Raw genomic sequence first — 12,699 nt, forward strand, 5'->3', positions numbered from 1 at the left:
GTTAGTCCACCTTATCTTTTTCTGCGACATTTTGACCAACGCCATTTAAAAATTCTTGAATCGTTAATTGACCTTTACCTGCTGGTTGCAGGCGATCAATTTGAAGAACTGTCCCTTCGCCACAAGCAATCCATAGCGCTTTTTTACTACGTTGGATAATCGTTCCTGGGGCGCTGGTTGTTGTTTCAGTCAGTGGTGTCACTGCCCAAATTTTCCAGTTGGTCCCTTGATAGGTTGTGAACGCTGTTGGCCAAGGACGCATACCACGCACTTGGTTATCAATTGCCTCAGCAGTTTTTTGCCAGTCAATTCGTTCTTGTTCCCGGGTAATATTTGGTGAAAAAGTAGCCTCTTCTTCCACTTGTGGAATAGGCGTGATTTCGCCAGCAATTAGCTTAGGTAACGTCTCTAATAAAAGTTCTTTTCCTAGAATGCTTAATTTTTCAAACATGGTGCCTACATCGTCTTGTTTCGTAATCGGAATTGCACGTTGCGCTAAAATCGCGCCAGCATCCATTTTTTTCACCATTTCCATAATCGTGACGCCTGTTTCTTTTTCTCCTTCAATAATCGAGTAATGTACAGGTGCGCCGCCACGAAATTTTGGTAAAAGTGAGGCATGGACATTAATCGCACCTAGTTTGGGCGCTTTTAAAATTTTCTCTGGTAAAAATTGTCCAAAGGCTGCTGTCACAATTAAATCTGGTGCTAAGTCAATCACTTTTTCCATTTCAGGAGAACCTGAAATTTTCTCTGGTTGTAAGACTAATAAGTTATGTTTTAAAGCTGCTTCTTTGACAGGCGTTGGGGTAATCACTTTTTTTCGGCCAACTGGTCGATCTGGTTGCGTGACAACCGCTTGAACGTCATAGCCTGCCTCGATTAAACTTTCTAAAATCGGAACAGAAAAGGCTGGTGTGCCCATAAATACAATTTTAGTCATCAAAATGTTCCTCCATATACGCTTCTAAATCTTCTGGTGCAATTTTCTCAATCATTTTATCGATAAATAACTCGCCATTCAAATGATCAATTTCGTGTTGAAAAGCTCGAGCTAAATAGCCGTAAGCCGTAACTTCCATTTCTTCACCTTCACGGTCAAAATAACGGACAGTCACTTCATCTGCTCGTTCAACGGTTCCATATGTTTCTGGAATACTTAAACAGCCTTCCACATCAATACTGGTTCCCTTTTTTTCAATAATCACTGGATTAATTAGTTCAAAACGACCAGATTCTTCATCGATTTCAATCACTGCCATTTGCAAATTTTTCCCAATTTGCGGGGCTGCTAAGCCAATCCCATCATGGGCCAGCATTGTTTCATACATATCCTCTAGTAACTGCACAATTTCATCGGTAATAATCGTCACAGGTTGAGCCTTCATTTTTAAGTGTTCGTTCGGGTGAATCACAACTGGATAGCGCATAAGTGCTCCTTTCAAAGCTGTATTTTTTAAATAAAATTCATGGGTTCTGCATCAATGGAAAGCTTTAAACCACGAGCCGTTGCTCGTTGTGTATCGGTTAAAATTTCTTTCAATAATGGTTGAAGCATTGGTTCTTGTTTATACTTGATAATCACTTGATAAAAGTATCGATTATTGACACGCATAATTGCGTTGGGCGTTGGTCCCAACAAAATAGCTTGCGGCGATAAGCCTTGTTTTAATTTCGTCGCGATTTGAAACATTTGTTTCGCTGCTTCATTTTCTTCAGGATGGCTAGCCGTAATTTGGACCGTAAAATAGTACGGCGGATAATCCCCACGATGGCGGATATACATTTCTTTTGTATAAAAATCTTCATAATCTTGGGCTTTTGCCAATTGTATCGCATAATGCTCGGGGTTAAAAGATTGAATGATGACTTCCCCCGGTTTTTCAGCGCGACCAGCTCGACCGCTGACCTGTGTCAATAACTGGAAGGTCCGTTCACTGGAACGAAAATCGGGTAAATTCAAGGCGGTATCAGCATTTAAGACACCGACTAGCGTCACATTTGGAAAGTCCAGTCCTTTGGCAATCATTTGTGTGCCTAATAAGATATCCGCTTGTCCTTCACCAAATGTTCGCAAAATCTTTTCATGCGCACCTTTGCGACGGGTCGTATCAACATCCATTCGGAGAATACGACTGTCTGGTAATAACGTTTGTAATTCTTCTTCTACTTTTTGTGTGCCTGTTCCGTAGTAGCGAATTTTATCTTGGCCACAGTTAGGACAGCGATAAGGAATCCGTTCTTCATGTCCACAATAATGACATTTCATTGTTTTACTATCCATATGCAAAGTCAAGGAAATATCACAATTCGGACACGGCAACACATAGCCACAATCGCGACACATCACAAATGACGAATAGCCACGGCGATTAAGTAGGAGAACACTTTGTTCGTTTTTCTCTAAGCGTTCTTGGAGTTTTTCTTGCAACGACATGGAAAAAGAAGAGACATTGCCATTTTCTACTTCTTGCCGCATATCCACTACATCAATCGTAGGCAAGGTTGCCGCTTGATTGGCACGCTGTGTTAATCGTAACCGCTGATAAACATTTTTTTGTGCGCGAGCGCGTGATTCCAAGGACGGCGTGGCACTACCTAAAACAACAGGGCAATGATGGTACTCCGAACGCCAAATCGCTAAATCTCTCGCGTGGTAGCGGGGGGTTTCTTCTTGTTTATAACTTGCCTCGTGTTCTTCATCAACAATGATCACGCCGATGTTTTCGATTGGCGCAAAAATGGCTGAACGCGCGCCAACCACCACTTCCGCTTCTCCTCGTTCAATCTTCCGCCACTCATCGTATTTTTCACCTTGCGATAAGCCACTGTGCATTACAGCAACATGTTCGCCAAAGCGACTTTTAAAGCGTTGCACCATTTGCGGAGTTAAAGAAATTTCAGGGACAAGCATAATGGCTGTTTTGCCTTGGTTAAGAACTTCTGCAATGACCTGTAGATAAACTTCTGTTTTCCCGCTTCCTGTAATACCTTCCAATAAGTAGGTTTGGCTTTGCTGTTCTTGGACCGATTGTAAGATTGTTTCCACAGCCACCTGTTGTTCTGCATTCAAAGATAACGCAGTCGTTTTTTCAAACGTCTGATTAGCAAACGGATCACGATACGCTTCTTTTTCAATGAACGTTAGCCAGCCGTTTTTGGCCGCTTCATTTAAAAGTGCGGTACTGAAACCTAATTCTTTCATTTCCTTCACAGCGGTGACTTTTTCAGTGCCTAAGCGTTGTAAATAGTAAAGAAGTTGCTCTTTCTTCTTAGCTCCCTTGCGTAACCCCAAACGAATTTCCTCTAATTGTTCAAATTCCTTAGCGGCTTGAATGAAGCGGACCATTTTGACTTTATTTCTCGTTGTAACTTCGTAGCGAATATCGACTTTTTGCTGTTTACGCAACGCCATTAGTTGAGGCAAAAGCCCACGTTCTTGCGCTTGGTCCCACGAAATTTCCTCTAAACCATAAAATAACTGATCTTGTAATTCTTCAGAAAGCTCATCCGTTAAATAAATATATTTTTGGTAATCGGCACGCATTACGCTAGGCAACATGGTTTGCAAACAAGTGATTTTAAAAGCAAACGTTTTTTCCTTCATATAATCAGCTAAAGCCAACATTTCTGTATTTAAGACAGGTTTTAAATCCAACACCGCCACTAGTTCTTTCAACTGAACATTGGTTTCGTCAAGAACCGTTGCAGCCACTGGTTCAACGGCTAGAACAAACCCTTGAACATGCCGATTACCGTTACCAAAAGGCACTTCTACACGCATGCCGACAGCCAATTGCTCATTTAAATTTTCAGGAACTAAATAAGTGAATGGTTGATCGGTTTGCATCGTTGGTACATCCACAATAACTTTGGCTACTTTTTGCATGGTGCGTCCTCCTTTTTATGTAAATTCTCTTTGCCTATTGTACTAAAGATTGACTGATTTGTCTTGTGTGTCTCGTTGGCACCTTTCAGAATAAACGAAGAGAAAGCCTCTGAAATAGACAGACGGCTTTCTCCATTCGTTGACAATCATTCAATTAATTTTTTTCGTCACGTAAACGGTTTTCTAATTCTTTTTGTTCTTGTTCACGTTGGCGTTTGCGTTCTTCACGTTCAATGCGTAGACGTTCGCGTTTTTCTTCAGGATTTGGATCACTGATCACTGTTCCTGCTTCGATTTCTTCTAACGCACGACCCACACTTTTTACAGAATCAAAGGATTCAACGGTTGGTTGAACACCTTCATCTAATTCATGCGCACGTTTGCTTGCTAAAATAACCAAAGAATATTTTGAAGGGACTTCTTTTAACAATGAGTCAATTGACGGTTTTAACATCATAAGGCTACATCTCCTCTAACATTTTAATATATTTTCCAATTACACGGTCAACACGGAAGTGCTCACTCGCGATAATGTCTTTAATTCGTTGCACGGCTAAAGGAACTTCATCATTCACTACCGCATAATCATACAGCGCCATCATTTCGATTTCTTCTCTGGCCACAGCCATTCGTTCTTCAATCACAGACATTTCGTCTGTTCCGCGGCCAATAATTCTTGATTTTAATTCCGCTAAATCGGGAGGTGTCAAAAAGATAAATACGCCATCAGGCACTTTGTCTTTGACTTGTTTAGCCCCTTGGACTTCGATTTCTAAAAAGACGTCTTTGCCTTCATCTAGCGTCTGGTTAACATACGTTAATGGTGTCCCATAATAGTTACCAACATATTCCGCATATTCCAACATTTCTCCAGCTTCAATCATCGCTTCAAATTCTTCTCTTGAACGGAAATAGTAATCTACTCCATCCACTTCGCCTTCTCGCTGTTTCCGAGTGGTCATTGAGATTGAATATTGAAAATCATTTTCTTCACTGTCGAAAATAGCCTTTCTTACAGTCCCTTTCCCCACTCCTGAAGGACCTGACAATACGATTAATAACCCGCGCTCTGACATAACGACTTCCTTTCAAAACATAATTTCACAGTATTAGTTCTATTTTGCACTTTTTTTCTGCAATTTTCAAGACTTTCTTGGAGATTCACTGAAAAAATAACATTTCTTCTTTAATTTGGCTTTCATAACTTGTTCTTTTTTTAAACAAATTACCTAGAATTCCTATACAGGCAGCCATTTTTTAAGTAAAATGAAGTGATGACTCCTTTAGGATGAAAAAACGTGAATAAGAAAGGACTGAGAAACATCGCACGAATTAAACCATTTACATTGTTTCTGCTAGGCTTAGTTGTCAGTTGTGGGGCCTTTTTTGCCCAACCTACTGTGACTCATGCAGAAGAAGATATTACCGCGATTGCTAAAAAAATGGGGACGACTCTGAAAGCGGATGGCATTCCCAAAGCAGCCATCGTTGTTGATGCTGATTCTGGAGAAATTCTCTGGTCGCAGCAACCAGATTTAGCGTGGAATCCTGCCAGTATTGCCAAAGTGATGACCATGTACTTGGCCTTTGAAGCAATGGAGCAAGGAAAATTTACAATGGATACGACTGTGACTGCTACGCAAAAAGATGTCGATATTTCTAAAATATATGCCATTAGTAATAACAAAATTACGTTAGGTGTTGCTTATCCAGTCCGTGAACTGTTAAAAATGATTGCTGTCCCCTCTTCTAATGTGGCGACTCTCATGTTGGCAAACTTAATTTCAGGGAACCAGCCTACTGACTTTGTTCATTTAATGAATCAAAAAGCGGCTGAATTAGGGATGACAAATACTACCTATTACAACTGCAGTGGGGCGCAAGCAAGTGCCTTTAACGGCCTGTATCAAATGCAAGGAATTGACCCAAATGGCGATAACGTCTCTACAGCTAGAGATTTAGCTTCACTAACCTATCATTTTCTGAAAAATTATCCAGAAATTTTAGAAATCACCAATAAACCAGTGGTGAAAACAATGGTCGGCACGCCTTACGAGGAAACGTTTGAAGCGTACAATTATTCTTTACCAGGCGCTAAGTATGGTTATCAAGGCGTGGATGGTTTAAAAACAGGCTCTAGTCCAACAGGCGGCTTTAACTATATTGCGACTGTCAAACAAGGAGATTTCCGTTTAATTGAAGTCATTTTAGGCGTTGGTAATTGGCAAAACCAAGATGGTGAATACGAACGGCATGTGGCTGGTAATGCTTTGCTGGACTATGCCTATACGACATACGAACGCAAAAAACTTTTAGACAAAGGACCACAAACCATTGATCACAAAAAAGTCACTTTGGCTAACGATTTATACGGTGTCGTTCCCAAAGGCAGTCAGCCTACTTTTAAATTAGTAGCAGGGCAGGTGCAAGTCGACACGCCTTTGACATTGTTAAATAGTACTGTTCAAGCGCCTAAAGTGGCTTACCAAGAAGTTAAGCCAAAACAAACAACAGCTGAAGCTGCGGAAGAATCAAACGAACATTCTGGGGATACCACCGTTGCAGAACCGAATCATTTTATTCCCAAATCGATTGCCACAAGTGTTTTAGTCCTTTTCGGGCTGATTTTCTCAGTAATTACCCGTCAGCTTCAAAAACGTTTAGAACGTCAGAAAAAACACGGCAAAGAAAGCAGTAAAACTGCATCCATGCGGACAATCTTTTTAAGTGCCGCAGTTCTTTCTTTCCTATGCGCCGTTGGCTTGTTTCTTTTATTCTAATTAAAAAAATACCACCAAGCGTGAAATGCTTGGTGGTATTTTTTATAAGCCCATATTAGAAAGCGTATTGACCACGTTCATCAATTCATCGCGACGACGAACTTGTTTGTCGACAGGGCCGTCAACTTCTTTCACGTCAATGCGCACAACAAAGTGACGATTCAAAGTAACAAACGTGTCTTCGTTAATTTGGATATTTAACTCTGTTTCAGAATAGCTTGCACAAGCATCTTGCCAGACGTCAAATGGTTCTCTGTCTGAAGCGACTTCTGTTTTTACCACAGAACGACCACTTAATTCTTGAAAGGTTACATCATAAAATTTAGTCATTGCTTTCACCTCTGTCATTTATTCGTTACTTCTATATTATAGCGTTTTCTGGAAAAACACGAAACCATTTTCTCTATTCGACATTTTGAATTTGTTCCCGAATCTTTTCTAAGGTTGTTTTCATTTGAACGACACTATTTTTTATTTCAATTGGACTTGATTTCGAACCAATCGTATTGACTTCACGGTTCATTTCTTGAATTAAGAAATCTAGTTCTCGGCCCACTGGTTCTGTTTCGTCAAGCAACTGATGCAACTTATCAATATGGATATCCAAACGATCCAATTCTTCATGAATATCGCCTTTTTCCAATAAAATGGCCATTTCTGTTAATAAGCGTGTTTCATCCACTTGGCTACCTAACCATTCGTTTAATTTCGCTTCAAAACGTTGACGGTATTCTTGTTCAAAAACGCCCACAAACGCTTGCAGCTCTTGAATTGATTGGGTCAACACTGCTACATAGTCAAGCAGGACTTGTTTAATTTGCGTTCCTTCTTGCACACGGCTTTGGTCAAGACTAGCGATGGCTGCTTCAAATGCTTGAACAAGAAATGGTTCAAATGTCTGATCAGCAATTTCTGCTTCCACTATTTCGACAAAATCATTTTGCTTTAATAAATGGTTGACCGTGTCCCCTGCATCAAACGTTGCTTCCGGATAGTTTTCCTTTAAATGTTGATCTACCGAAGTTAATAATTGATCAATTAAGTCCCACTGCACGCGCACTTCTTTTTGATTGTTGCCGATTTTTTGGAGATTTACATAGACTTCCACACGTCCACGTTTTAACGTGCGTTTGATTACTTGCCGAATCACCAGTTCATAGGCATTCAGTTCCTTTGGCATACGCAATTGAATATCTAAAAACCGCTGATTAACACTTTTGACTTCGATATCCAATTGATAATTTTCATTTTGAATGGTCTTTTTTCCAAATCCAGTCATACTTTTCATTGACAGGGTGCTCCTTTTACATGGATTTAATTGTTTTGCTTAATTCAGCAAATTCTTCGTTGGTTAAGGTGATGCCTTTACCCATTTTTTCGTGATCAGGGGCCCACTCACGCAAATCAAATTTTGGTGGACGACCATTCCAACTAATTAAATTCAATTCTTTACGCCAGCCACGAGCATTCTCAGATAACACAGCGACTTCTTCTAAAATTTCATATGAAAATTCTTCTTTCATAACATTCACTCCTTGTTAGTATTCCTTAGGTTATTGTACCATCTTTTCCTCGACACTTAAAATACACATCTCTTTTCTATCACCCTGTCTATATAAACATACGCAAATTTTTCAAAAAATCAGTAAAAAAAAGCGACAACTGCTCGTTTCAATCGTGTCAGTCACCGCTTCTCTGTCTATTCTTTTTCTGTATAAAGATCCACCACTTCAAAACTTTGGCAAACTAATAACATGTCGGGATAAAATTGTAACTGATAGGGGGACAGTTCTTCTTTAAAGAACCGCGCATGCTCTTCATACCAATAATCCAACGTCAAATCTCCTTCACCTTCCGCTTGCGCAAAAGATTCTGAGACCTTATTCATGGGCATAATTTCAACTTTGGTTGTTCGAATAATAGCCAGAGGTTGAGACTGACCATCTAAAATTATGTCGTATTGACCAGCTTTAGGGAGTTGTTCTTCTTCCATTTTATAAATATCTAAAGAAGAACATGTCGCTGTCTTACGACCAGAAACAACCAATTGCCCCAAACGATTACCCATCTCAGAAGAGCCATCACCAAACATCCACACATCGGGCATCAACATATCTAATTCATGTTTATCTAAAAAGTTTTGCCAGAACACTTCTACATTTTTTAACATCCTTTGCTCTCCTTTTTATTTTTACTTCACGCAACCTTCTTTCACTAATTATACATAACTGATTGCTTTTCTCCTATACTATTTTTACAAAATGAAAACTAAAATAATGTCAGTAACATTTGGACAAAAAAAAGAGGACTAAGTAACAAAACTTAGCCCATCTTTTTATTTTGCTTGTCGTTCTTTGATTTTCGTGAGTAAAGATTGAACATGCTGGCGTGCCGAAGCTTCATCTTCTTGAAGCATCTTTTCTGATAAAATAAAGGAGCCGCCCACTGCTAATACTTCTTTTGCTTCCACATACTCTATAAAGTTTGTTTCATCAATCCCACCAGTTGGTAAAAATTGAACATCATAAAACGGACCGCTTAAACTTTTAATGGCTTTTAACCCGCCATAAATATCGGCTGGGAAAAATTTAACCACTCGTAAGCCATACGCCAGCGCTCGCTGAATCTCCCCAGGCGTAGCTGTTCCTGGAAAAATAGGCACCTCATTTGCCAGACAAAAATCAATGACTTCTGGAACAATCGCTGGGGAAACAATGAACTGCGCACCGTTCGCTACTGCCTCTTGGGCTTCTTTCAAGGTTCTAACAGTTCCTGCGCCTACTATTAAATTCCCTGAAGCAGCAAGTTGTTTGATGGCAGGCAAGGCCAGCTGACTCCGAAAAGTGACTTCAATAAACGGTAATTCGTTTTCTACTAAGACTGATTCTACTTGTGGCAAATAGCGTAAATCTGTTGCAGTGTATAGTGGTAAAAGTTTACATGTCGCTAATTGTTGATACAGTTGATTTTTTTCAACTTTTGTTTCCATTCTGTCACTTCCTATTTTGTTTGGCTTTGGTTGCTTCGTACAGTCCTTGAATATAGGTCAACCCCATTGCTCGATCATATAAACCATAACCAGGCATCGCTTTTTCATCCCAAATTGCCCGCCCATGGTCAGGGCGAATAACGCCTTCATACCCTACGTCTACCAGTGCTTGCATTAATTCCGCCATATCTAACGAACCAGCGACACTCGGATGCGCCGTTTCTTCAAAACGATGCTCGCCTAAATACTTCACATTGCGGAAATGAACAAAATTAATTCTGTGACCTATTTCACGAATCATAGTAGGCAAATCATTCGTCGGGTCCGCACCGAGGGAACCTGTACAAAATGTAATCCCATTTGCTGGTGAGTCCACCAAGGAAAGGATCCGTTTTAAATCCGCTAAATTTTTAGTGATTCTTGGCAAACCAAAAATTTCCCAAGGTGGATCATCGGGGTGAATCCCCATTTTGATATTTTCTTCTTCACAGACAGGAATCACACGTTCTAAAAAGTAGCGCAAATTTTCGACCAAATCTTCTTCTGTTACGCCGGCATACATGGCTTTCAATTCTTGAAATTGTTGCAAACGCTCCTCTTCCCAACCTGGTAACCGGAATCCTTTTGACTGACTGTGAATTAATTGATACATGTCTTCTGGCTGCATGTTCTCTACCACAGCTTGATCAAATAACAACGATAAGCTGCCATCTTCATTCTCATACGCCAAGTCCGTTTTAGCCCAACCAAAAATAGGCTTGAAACTATAGCACACTAAGGAAATTCCGCATTTCCCCAAGTTACGCAACGTCTGGCGATAATTATCAATATAGTGGTCTCGTTGATCCGTCCCCGCTTTAATGGCGTCATGAATAGCGACACTTTCAATTCCTAAAAGTGCTAATCCTTCTTGTTCCACCGATTGTTTAAGTGCCTGAATTTCGGCTACTGTCCAAACATCACCTGGTAGTTTATTTAACAAGGTACCGACAACGCCAGTAATTCCTGGAATCTGTCGAATATGTTTTAACGGAATGGCATCGCCTGCCGCTCCGTACCATCTAAATCCCCATTTCATTGCTTTCACCCTTTACTACATTCTTAAAAATCATCGTCCTCATCCTCTTCGTCCTCAAAGGAAGTCATAGAAATATCCCATGCTTGCACACTTTCTTTGCCTTGCGCAACAATCGCTTGCGCCGCTTCAGCAATCGGTGTGCCCAATAATTGATGGTTTATCGCTTCTAAGACCATTGGTAGGTTGGTACCACTCACCACAAAGATTTTCTTTTGTAGTGCTGGTTCGAGTTCGTTAATCACTAAAACTGCCTGATTGTAAGGACTCGCACTTAATAAGTCAACCATGACCAACACGCCATCCCCTTGTTGGACGTTCTCAATCGCTGTTTTAATTTGTCCGCCTAGTGCTTGGACATCGTCTCCACTATTTAGATTAACAGTTTCGATATTTTCGGTTGCGCCCATAATCACGGTAGCTGCGTCTTTCGCACCGTCACTTAGTGCACCGTGTGTAGCAATCACAATCCCTAACATAAAAGTTCCTCCTTCAATTCAGTGGCTTGAGTCATTACTTCAAACAGTCATGCAATGACTCAAGCGACTGGCCTTTTTATAAATTAAATTTGCCTAAAACCTCTTTTAAACTAGTTTTTGGTGCAGAAGGCGTTGCTTGGAAATAAATATCTTCTACGCCATACACCTCATGTAGTTCTTTTAATTTTTCAGCATCTTCTTTGTTTAAATAAACTGATTTGGTTACTAATAAATCTTTTTCTGGATTTTTCTGTGCAATACCGCCGATGTTTAACTCCTTCATAGGGACTCCGTGTTTTACTAAGTCATAAATTACAGAGACGGTTTTAGCGATTAAAATACAGTTGTACTCTTTGAATTGGTATTCATCCCAATAAAATTTAGCTTTTTCCGGCGTAATGACAATGGTTTTTTGTCCTGTCCGACTGCCTGCACTTTTGTATAAATCACGCATAAATTTATCCTTTGCCACCACTTCATCGACAACGAAAATGGAATTAACGCCACTTTTTTGGGACAAGGTCACCATCACTTGTCCATGAATTAATCGTTCATCTACTCTTGCTAAATTTACTACGCCCATTTGATTCACGTCCTTTTCTTTTTATAAAATACCGACTGTTGCTAAGACAATTAAGATACCTGTTAACCACAATAATGCTTGCGTAACTTTCAAGCCTTTTTTCGTATAGAACCAATACACGCCCATCACGACAGCTAGCGGCAAGAGTCCTGGGACAATCTGATCAAGGATATCTTGGACCACAAACTCACGGCCAGAAAGTTTAAATTGAAGGGTTGAAGAAACTTTGACATAATTACCAGCTAAAATTCCCATCATGAACAACCCTAAAACAGATAACATTTCAATGGCTTTTTGAATCCCCGCACTTTGCATTAAGCCTGTGGCATTCCGCCCCATTTTGAAGGATTGTCTCGCAAAGAACACACCTAACAGTACTTGATAAAGGGCAAACGCCACAAATGGGAAAATCGCACCTAATGCGCTACCTTGTTGCGCCCACGGCACCGCAATCGCAATAAAAATATATTGAACCGTGCCTGAGTCAATCGCATCACCAATCCCCGCTAACGCGCCCATCAATCCAGCTTTGGTGTTATACATTAAATCATCTTGCATCATGATTTCGCGGCCTTCATGTTCTTCTTTGGCCCGCTCTTGTTCCATGGAAGCCATCAGCCCAGTAATGACCCCGCCGCCCCAACTTAATTGCGTATTGAAAAACAGCAGTTGACGCATATAAGCGGCTTTTAATTGTTCATCGTCTTTATATAATTTCTTTAAAAGTGGCATCATTGCGTACAATAACGAAGGCGCCAAGTAACGTTCAAAGGAATGGGGAATTTCATTGGCAAAATGCCAACGGAGATAGGCTTTTGTAACATCTTTATTGGTAATTTCTTCTGGTGCTAAATTCGTTGTTTTCGGCACGACTTTTTCTGTTGTTTCCGTCATTTCAGTTCCT

15 protein-coding genes are annotated in these 12,699 nt (G+C 40.3%); 1 reads left to right on the forward strand and 14 read right to left on the reverse strand.

The features are described from left to right. Nucleotide 1 precedes the first annotated feature (1 nt). The 5 genes from fmt to gmk all read right to left on the reverse strand — a co-directional run bounded on the left by fmt (nucleotide 2) and on the right by gmk (nucleotide 4,965). Nucleotides 2–943: a methionyl-tRNA formyltransferase gene (gene fmt / locus IGL93_RS12420; protein ID WP_010776177.1), complete on the reverse strand. Its 942-nt coding sequence runs from the start codon at nucleotides 941–943 to the stop codon at nucleotides 2–4. Continuing rightward, nucleotides 936–1,430: a peptide deformylase gene (gene def, locus IGL93_RS12425; RefSeq protein WP_002371656.1), complete on the reverse strand. Its 495-nt coding sequence runs from the start codon at nucleotides 1,428–1,430 to the stop codon at nucleotides 936–938. The genes fmt and def overlap by 8 nt, the downstream gene beginning before the upstream one ends. 26 nt (nucleotides 1,431–1,456) lie before the next feature. Continuing rightward, complete coding sequence (gene priA / locus IGL93_RS12430) at nucleotides 1,457–3,889, reverse strand: primosomal protein N' (RefSeq protein WP_010776178.1); 2,433 nt, start codon at nucleotides 3,887–3,889, stop codon at nucleotides 1,457–1,459. A 154-nt stretch (nucleotides 3,890–4,043) separates the two neighbouring features. After that, the gene (rpoZ, locus tag IGL93_RS12435) at nucleotides 4,044–4,346 is read right to left on the reverse strand and encodes a DNA-directed RNA polymerase subunit omega (protein WP_002354916.1); all 303 of its coding nucleotides are present in this window, start codon (nucleotides 4,344–4,346) and stop codon (nucleotides 4,044–4,046) included. Between the two features lie 4 nt (nucleotides 4,347–4,350). Then, a complete protein-coding gene (gene gmk / locus IGL93_RS12440) occupies nucleotides 4,351–4,965 on the reverse strand; it encodes a guanylate kinase (RefSeq protein WP_002354915.1) in 615 nt (204 codons plus the stop codon). 222 nt (nucleotides 4,966–5,187) lie between these two features. On the opposite strand from gmk, the gene IGL93_RS12445 reads away from it, so the two are divergent. Then, the gene (locus tag IGL93_RS12445) at nucleotides 5,188–6,669 is read left to right on the forward strand and encodes a DUF1958 domain-containing protein (RefSeq protein ID WP_002386255.1); all 1,482 of its coding nucleotides are present in this window, start codon (nucleotides 5,188–5,190) and stop codon (nucleotides 6,667–6,669) included. Between the two features lie 42 nt (nucleotides 6,670–6,711). Here IGL93_RS12445 and IGL93_RS12450 read toward each other — a convergent pair whose 3' ends face one another. The 9 genes from IGL93_RS12450 to IGL93_RS12490 form a co-directional block, all read right to left on the reverse strand. Then, nucleotides 6,712–7,017 (reverse strand): hypothetical protein, encoded by a 306-nt coding sequence (locus IGL93_RS12450; protein ID WP_002383233.1) that lies wholly within the window; start codon nucleotides 7,015–7,017, stop codon nucleotides 6,712–6,714. 55 nt (nucleotides 7,018–7,072) lie between these two features. Further along, on the reverse strand, nucleotides 7,073–7,957 hold the full coding sequence (locus IGL93_RS12455; protein WP_002383232.1) for a YicC/YloC family endoribonuclease: 885 nt from the start codon (nucleotides 7,955–7,957) through the stop codon (nucleotides 7,073–7,075). Nucleotides 7,958–7,973: 16 nt separating this feature from the next. Further along, nucleotides 7,974–8,192, reverse strand: coding sequence for a YdbC family protein (locus IGL93_RS12460; protein ID WP_002381076.1), 219 nt, complete (start codon nucleotides 8,190–8,192; stop codon nucleotides 7,974–7,976). Nucleotides 8,193–8,368: 176 nt separating this feature from the next. Continuing rightward, complete coding sequence (locus tag IGL93_RS12465) at nucleotides 8,369–8,839, reverse strand: ASCH domain-containing protein (protein ID WP_010713713.1); 471 nt, start codon at nucleotides 8,837–8,839, stop codon at nucleotides 8,369–8,371. A gap of 165 nt (nucleotides 8,840–9,004) precedes the next feature. Continuing rightward, nucleotides 9,005–9,658 (reverse strand): bifunctional 4-hydroxy-2-oxoglutarate aldolase/2-dehydro-3-deoxy-phosphogluconate aldolase, encoded by a 654-nt coding sequence (locus tag IGL93_RS12470; RefSeq protein WP_002354907.1) that lies wholly within the window; start codon nucleotides 9,656–9,658, stop codon nucleotides 9,005–9,007. 4 nt (nucleotides 9,659–9,662) lie between these two features. Next, nucleotides 9,663–10,736 carry a mannonate dehydratase gene (gene uxuA / locus IGL93_RS12475; protein WP_002388613.1) on the reverse strand — a complete coding sequence of 358 codons (1,074 nt, stop codon included), beginning with the start codon at nucleotides 10,734–10,736 and terminating at the stop codon, nucleotides 9,663–9,665. A 23-nt stretch (nucleotides 10,737–10,759) separates the two neighbouring features. Then, nucleotides 10,760–11,212 (reverse strand): PTS sugar transporter subunit IIA, encoded by a 453-nt coding sequence (locus tag IGL93_RS12480; protein ID WP_002354905.1) that lies wholly within the window; start codon nucleotides 11,210–11,212, stop codon nucleotides 10,760–10,762. A 76-nt stretch (nucleotides 11,213–11,288) separates the two neighbouring features. After that, nucleotides 11,289–11,795: a PTS system mannose/fructose/N-acetylgalactosamine-transporter subunit IIB gene (locus IGL93_RS12485; RefSeq protein ID WP_002354904.1), complete on the reverse strand. Its 507-nt coding sequence runs from the start codon at nucleotides 11,793–11,795 to the stop codon at nucleotides 11,289–11,291. Between the two features lie 21 nt (nucleotides 11,796–11,816). After that, nucleotides 11,817–12,689, reverse strand: coding sequence for a PTS system mannose/fructose/sorbose family transporter subunit IID (locus tag IGL93_RS12490; protein WP_002354903.1), 873 nt, complete (start codon nucleotides 12,687–12,689; stop codon nucleotides 11,817–11,819). Nucleotides 12,690–12,699: the final 10 nt, after the last annotated feature.

Origin of the sequence: Enterococcus sp. DIV1328a (assembly GCF_050536905.1) — a bacterium.
Taxonomy (GTDB): domain Bacteria; phylum Bacillota; class Bacilli; order Lactobacillales; family Enterococcaceae; genus Enterococcus; species Enterococcus faecalis.

Excerpts from the sequence above, each read along its gene's own strand:
- IGL93_RS12470 (WP_002354907.1), bottom strand. The coding sequence starts at position 9,658 with ATGGAAACAAAAGTTGAAAAAAATCAACTGTATCAACAATTAGCGACA.
- def (WP_002371656.1), bottom strand. The coding sequence starts at position 1,430 with ATGCGCTATCCAGTTGTGATTCACCCGAACGAACACTTAAAAATGAAG.
- IGL93_RS12460 (WP_002381076.1), bottom strand. The coding sequence starts at position 8,192 with ATGAAAGAAGAATTTTCATATGAAATTTTAGAAGAAGTCGCTGTGTTA.
- gmk (WP_002354915.1), bottom strand. The coding sequence starts at position 4,965 with ATGTCAGAGCGCGGGTTATTAATCGTATTGTCAGGTCCTTCAGGAGTG.
- IGL93_RS12455 (WP_002383232.1), bottom strand. The coding sequence starts at position 7,957 with ATGAAAAGTATGACTGGATTTGGAAAAAAGACCATTCAAAATGAAAAT.
- IGL93_RS12490 (WP_002354903.1), bottom strand. The coding sequence starts at position 12,689 with ATGACGGAAACAACAGAAAAAGTCGTGCCGAAAACAACGAATTTAGCA.
- priA (WP_010776178.1), bottom strand. The coding sequence starts at position 3,889 with ATGCAAAAAGTAGCCAAAGTTATTGTGGATGTACCAACGATGCAAACC.
- IGL93_RS12465 (WP_010713713.1), bottom strand. The coding sequence starts at position 8,839 with ATGTTAAAAAATGTAGAAGTGTTCTGGCAAAACTTTTTAGATAAACAT.
- IGL93_RS12480 (WP_002354905.1), bottom strand. The coding sequence starts at position 11,212 with ATGTTAGGGATTGTGATTGCTACACACGGTGCACTAAGTGACGGTGCG.
- IGL93_RS12485 (WP_002354904.1), bottom strand. The coding sequence starts at position 11,795 with ATGGGCGTAGTAAATTTAGCAAGAGTAGATGAACGATTAATTCATGGA.
- fmt (WP_010776177.1), bottom strand. The coding sequence starts at position 943 with ATGACTAAAATTGTATTTATGGGCACACCAGCCTTTTCTGTTCCGATT.
- rpoZ (WP_002354916.1), bottom strand. The coding sequence starts at position 4,346 with ATGATGTTAAAACCGTCAATTGACTCATTGTTAAAAGAAGTCCCTTCA.
- uxuA (WP_002388613.1), bottom strand. The coding sequence starts at position 10,736 with ATGAAATGGGGATTTAGATGGTACGGAGCGGCAGGCGATGCCATTCCG.
- IGL93_RS12450 (WP_002383233.1), bottom strand. The coding sequence starts at position 7,017 with ATGACAGAGGTGAAAGCAATGACTAAATTTTATGATGTAACCTTTCAA.